This window comes from Shouchella shacheensis (genome assembly GCF_001484965.1).
Classification (GTDB): Bacteria; Bacillota; Bacilli; order Bacillales; family Bacillaceae_D; genus Shouchella; species Shouchella shacheensis.
Window position 1 is genome coordinate 1 of the sequence record NZ_LLYY01000063.1, and the last position, 5,489, is coordinate 5,489.

The following is a 5,489-nucleotide window of genomic DNA, read 5'->3' on the forward strand; positions in this document are numbered from 1 at the left end:
CGGAATGCAGCGTGTCTCGATTGCTCAGCCATTTGTAATAGCCGCTCGTTGAAACGTGCAGTATTTTGCACATCTTTACCATTACAGGGGTACGGAAACGAATCGGGGATTGAGGGGCTACTTTGGAAATTAATGTAATATAAATACAGCCTATCTAATGATAGGTTTTTTATTTTAGTATAAAATGGACATATCAAAACGTTCTTACATAAGGAAGGGTTTCAAATGCCGAGTATTCAGGATACGACCTAATACGGGTGATGCTGATAAAACTCATGGTACTGCCCTTTATAAAAGATCAACCCGGATCATTGATTCATCTAGCAGTTTGTATTTGGAAATCCCAAATGATATCCTTATTCCATAATGACACTGGAGGATGATGTCAACAGCGTCATTGGTTGTAAAACCTCTCGCGTCGTCGAGAGGTTTTTTATCTTTTGGCTTTTGCCACGATCCGAACGAACGGGTATTGAATAACTTAAGGGTAGGACCTTTCAAAAAGGAACCCTCGACCTAATTCTTCAGGCTAAGGGCAGGCAGGGTTCTTATTGTTCTTTCTGCTCATGATTCGTAGCCATACCTATGATACAATCGATATTCCCTAATAAGGGAAAGGCATAGGAATTCCCCCTATTTTCTTTTTGCCTTGATTGCAACAAAACCCCCTTTCACTTTGTGTGAGAGGGGGGGTTTGTCTGCTGGGTCAAGAAAATAAGCCATGAAGCACGGAGCGCTTCACGGTCAACTTACTTATTCAGAACTTCTTAGCGTAGGTTTTCTGATTTTTGTCGGTGAACCTATTAGGAAGTTTAGCAAACGGGTTTATACGCTTATAGCATAAAAACCAGGGCCTTTTATGTGCTCAGGTGTTATATTGAGAATGATCGTTTAATGTCGTCACTTTGGGATTGTGAAATTTATACTCCCCTAACAAGGATAATAATACGGGAAAGGCCAAAAATATCTAAAGTAATAATAGGGCCAGCGCGTGCTTTGGCAACGTCTTAACGAGCGCGTATGATGTAAGAAGCCTATGTGAGTTCATCTGTTACGGGCCATCATAGACAACGGTTTGCCTGTTACCTTTTGAGTTAGGTTTAACATACCCGGAGTTAATGAGGAGTACAAGTTAACCTATGTAAACCTCACGATATTTGAACTACATCATCATTCAATTTCATCATACACAAGGAGAGAGGTTTGAAACTGATCCGCTTATCAAAGCTTAAACATCCGTTTACTCATCACGTACCCGTCAACCGCTTTCAAATATTATTGATGTCCGACGGATCGCTTTCGCACGAATTTTAAACCGCCTGCAAATGCTTAGCCCTACGGCTACACCATTTGACCTGTTTTGGTGCTGACGCTAATGTGACGTGTCTGTTCGTCCAATCAACCACCTTTTTGCCGCATATCTTAATGAATAACAACATGGGAGGGGGGAGATATGAATGAGTGGTTATTATGGCGGCTGGTATCCTAGAAAGCAAGACAACAACTTTGCACTAATTGTTGTTTTATTCATTCTGTTAATTATTATTGGTGCATCGTTCATGAAGAAAGACGACTACTAGAGATCCAGTAATTCTTTGAACGGTTATCCTTTGGAGTAGTAAAAATGACCTATTTTGTGGAGAATATTGTCGTGGGTTTTAGTTAAAATGTTGGCCTCCCTAGTATAGCGTAGCTGTAAATTTGCATGTTCTGGACACTACCCCATAGTCTTTCATCTGTTTTTGATAAAATGAGCAACTTGTACCTTCTTTATTAAACGTTGATGAAAGTGCATCAATAACTGTAGGTTCGCATAGATAAACTGTTACTCCTATCTTAGGACTCTGTTTTTCCAGAGTCCTAAGATTATTGAGGGACCCTCGCTCGGCTTTTTATGCTTGGTGTGTTTAATGGTGTCTCTCCAACAAAACGCGAATTTTGTACGTTTAAGTGATTTCTTATATAGAAAGAGCCGACTTTCCGAGTGTTCGGTTTAAATTTTATTGAACAAGAGGTCGTAATGAATTTACAGGCAGCACTTTTTAAAATCAAACGTATACTCACCGAGGAAATTAATATTTCCACCCTGATGGTGAAGTATGCTGCAACAAACCTTATCGTAACATGCCTTTTGACTTGAACAGATTAGTTGTTCCTATTAAATAGACGGTATTCCATCATTAATGAAAATATTTATTGTACTAGCTCGTTGAAGCTGATTATTCTGCACGCGTTCCCGTAACTCTTCTCTTTTTCCACAGAACAAGTACTGAGTGTGGATAAATTTATCCACACTCAACTGTATATTTCATGTATCTAGGAGTTACCCCAGGTCGGATCAAAACTAGCGTGCAAACGAGACCAAAGCAATTTAAATGAGTGGTTTAACGCTTGTCATCAACAATTATTGAAAGGGATCAATCCTCAATGATTAAGACATCCTTCCGGTTCCGCCAATTAAAGAAAGCCAACGAAGTCGTCGCGAACCCAGCACTCATTCGACCATTGATCATAGACCTATCATTGCTCGTTTCCTCTATAAATATCAAGCGAGGATTGAATAAGGGTGAAGCCATCAACGCCTTAGCTAAAGTATTTGTGTAAATCAATCCCATCCTATGTCCTAATTTACACGTATCTAGGAGTACCCCCTATAATTCCGTTTGCACCCGCTGCAAGAGCATTACCGTACAGTGTCCAGCGGGAACGTTTTTCATCCGAAAAGCCGATTCTTTCCGTTTGAGCAATGGCAACCGTGATTACCCCAACGGCTAAAGCCCATGACCCGAACACCGTCTTTTCCTGGTTCATGTTTAGGCTTCCTCCCCTTTTTCTATCCTATGTGATTAACTGTCAATGGTTTATTTTTCTCCTGCATAACCGTGCGATTCGATTGAAATACTACTTTCTATAACCTTAAAAGGAGAGTGGCTGAAAAAGTGGATGAGAAAATCAACGATAATCGTAAAAAAATCGATGAAAACAGTAAAAATGAGCAATTAGAAAACTTTAGAAGTACAGACAACGAAAATAAGGAGTTGACGACAAATCAGGGGCTAAAGATGGCCGAAGATGAATTTTCCTTAACCGCAGGGGAACGCGGGCCCACCCTCATCGAGGACTTTCATTTTCGTGAAAAAATGACACATTTCGACCATGAGCGTATTCCGGAGCGTGTCGTACATGCGCGTGGATTTGCGGCTCACGGTCATTTTAAACTGTATGAATCAATGAAGCCCTATACGAAGGCTAAATTTTTACAAGACCCGAAGGTAAAAACTCCGGTTTTCGTTCGTTTCTCGACGGTCGTCGGGCAGCGCGGTTCCAAGGATACTCCCCGTGATGCACGCGGATTCGCGACGAAATTTTATACGGAAGAAGGAAACTATGATTTAGTAGCAAACAACATTCCGGTCTTTTTTATCCAGGATGGAATTAAATTCCCGGACGTCGTCCATGCCATCAAGCCGGAACCCCACAACGAGATCCCGCAGGCAACTGCTGCCCACGATACGTTTTGGGACTGGGTCTCGCAAAACCAGGAAACCGCCCATATGATCATGTGGCTGATGAGCGACCGGGCGATTCCGAGGAGCTTTCGAATGATGGAAGGCTTCGGTGTTCACGCTTTTCGTTTTGTCAATGAGGAAGGCAAAGCCCACTTTGTGAAATTCCACTGGAAACCTGTCTTAGGTACACATTCTCTTGCGTGGGATGAAGCGGAAAAATTAGGTGGTAAAGACCCCGATTTCAATCGTCGTGACTTATGGGACACCATCGATATGGGCAATGACGTCGAGTTTGAACTCGGCGTGCAAATTATTGAGGAGAAAGATGAGTTTGCTTTTGATTTCGATATTCTCGATTCAACGAAGATTTGGCCGGAAGAAGACGTGCCCGTCAAACTCTTCGGCAAAATGACACTTAACCGTAACGTCGACAATTTCTTTGCCGAAACCGAACAAGCCGCTTTTCATCCGGGGAATGTCGTGCCGGGAATTGATTTTTCGAATGATCCGCTCCTGCAAACGCGCTTGTTCTCTTATACAGATACACAATTGCTTCGGCTGGGTGGACCAAACTTCCATGAAATACCGATCAATCGTCCGGTTTGTCCATTTTTTAATCACCAACGTGACGGCTTCCATCGGCAAACGATCAATAAAGGAAAAGTCGCTCACCATAAAAATGCAATGGCGAACAATTCCCCGCAACCAGTGAGCGAGGAAAATGGTGGTTACGCCCATTACCAGGAAAAAGTCGAAGGTCGTAAAGTCCGCGCTCGAAGTGAGAGCTTTAAAGACCACTTCTCGCAAGCGACACTGTTCTGGAACAGTATGAGTGAGCCTGAAAAGCAACACATTCTTAAAGCTTTTCGCTTTGAGCTTGGAAAAGTAAAGGATAAGGACATTCAACAAAAAATCGTTGATATGTTCGCGAATGTAGATACAGAAATGGCAACGGAATTTGGAAAAACGCTCAATTGCACGACTCCTGAACCGAAAAAACAAACGATAACAAAATCTTCGCCTGCCCTCAGTCAAGAAAACACGCCGAAAAAACCGAATACGCGGAAAGCAGCGATCGTGCTCGCCGACGGATTTAATGGCGATGATGTGAAAACGACTGTTGAAGCGCTGCACACAGCCGGTGTAACGGCGGCAGTTGTGAGCGACAAGCTCGGACCGATTAAAGCCGCTGATGGCAGAGAAATCGAGGCGAAGCATACATTTCTTACAGATGGGTCAATCGCATTTGATGCTGTCTATGTAGACGGAGGAGCGAACGCGGATAAGAAATTTGAAGAAGATGCTAAAATGTTTATAAAAGAAGCCTATACGCATTACAAGCCGATTGCTGTGACAAATGAAGGCAAACAGTGGCTTGATTCACAGCAATTCGCAGATCCGAATACCGGCATTATGTCAAGCGAAAGTGTAAACAATGAATTTACAACACAGTTTGTCGATGCCATTGCCAATCATCGTTTTTGGACAAGGCAGTTGGTATAAAAGGTACCGCCTGTTTGAGGAAGCCCTTGAGATTGAAGAACCTTGGGATGTCGTTCATTATGAGATCGATCATCAAACGCGTGTTTTAGACATCTACCTCGACTTTCCTAAAGGGGCAACCTTTGGTTGTCCTCATTGCGGTCACGGTCAGGCAAAAGTCCATGATGTCGTGAATGTGGATCGCATGTGGAGACATTTGAAGGATCAGAATCGATTCTGATCCTTCTTAACGTAACAGGCAAACCGTTGTCTATGATGCTAGTAACAGATGAACTCACATAGGCTTCTGACGTTTATTTCATACGCTAAGGCGTTGCCAAAGCACGCTAAAAAAAGGCCCCGAATTTTTTCCGAAGCCCTCAAGTCAGGAGTACACGTTTAGTCTATGCAAAACATAAAAGAAAAAGAACTCCAAGGATTTATAGGCAAATCCTTCGTTCTAAGACAAAAAATGATTGGGTACTAGCATCGCTAGCA

At 42.5% G+C, this 5,489-nt stretch carries 5 protein-coding genes; 4 read left to right on the forward strand and 1 reads right to left on the reverse strand.

Features of this window, described 5'->3' with window-relative positions:
* Window positions 1–1,457: 1,457 nt before the first annotated feature.
* Entirely contained in the window at window positions 1,458–1,580 is a 123-nt protein-coding gene (locus tag AVZ68_RS20070) for a YjcZ family sporulation protein (RefSeq protein WP_082676804.1), read from the forward strand.
* 847 nt (window positions 1,581–2,427) lie between these two features.
* Window positions 2,428–2,604, forward strand: coding sequence for a hypothetical protein (locus tag AVZ68_RS20425; protein ID WP_157404757.1), 177 nt, complete (start codon window positions 2,428–2,430; stop codon window positions 2,602–2,604).
* Window positions 2,605–2,628: 24 nt separating this feature from the next.
* On the opposite strand, the gene AVZ68_RS19290 is transcribed toward AVZ68_RS20425, so the two are convergent.
* A complete protein-coding gene (locus tag AVZ68_RS19290; protein WP_059106206.1) occupies window positions 2,629–2,811 on the reverse strand; it encodes a DUF6944 family repetitive protein in 183 nt (60 codons plus the stop codon).
* 116 nt (window positions 2,812–2,927) lie between these two features.
* Between AVZ68_RS19290 and AVZ68_RS19295 the strand changes: the two genes are divergently transcribed.
* Both AVZ68_RS19295 and AVZ68_RS20620 read left to right on the forward strand, forming a co-directional pair.
* Window positions 2,928–5,012: a catalase gene (locus tag AVZ68_RS19295; RefSeq protein WP_245628189.1), complete on the forward strand. Its 2,085-nt coding sequence runs from the start codon at window positions 2,928–2,930 to the stop codon at window positions 5,010–5,012.
* Window positions 4,945–5,232 (forward strand): hypothetical protein, encoded by a 288-nt coding sequence (locus AVZ68_RS20620; RefSeq protein WP_157404759.1) that lies wholly within the window; start codon window positions 4,945–4,947, stop codon window positions 5,230–5,232. Before AVZ68_RS19295 ends, AVZ68_RS20620 begins: the two co-directional genes overlap by 68 nt.
* The last annotated feature ends 257 nt before the right edge of the window (window positions 5,233–5,489 follow it).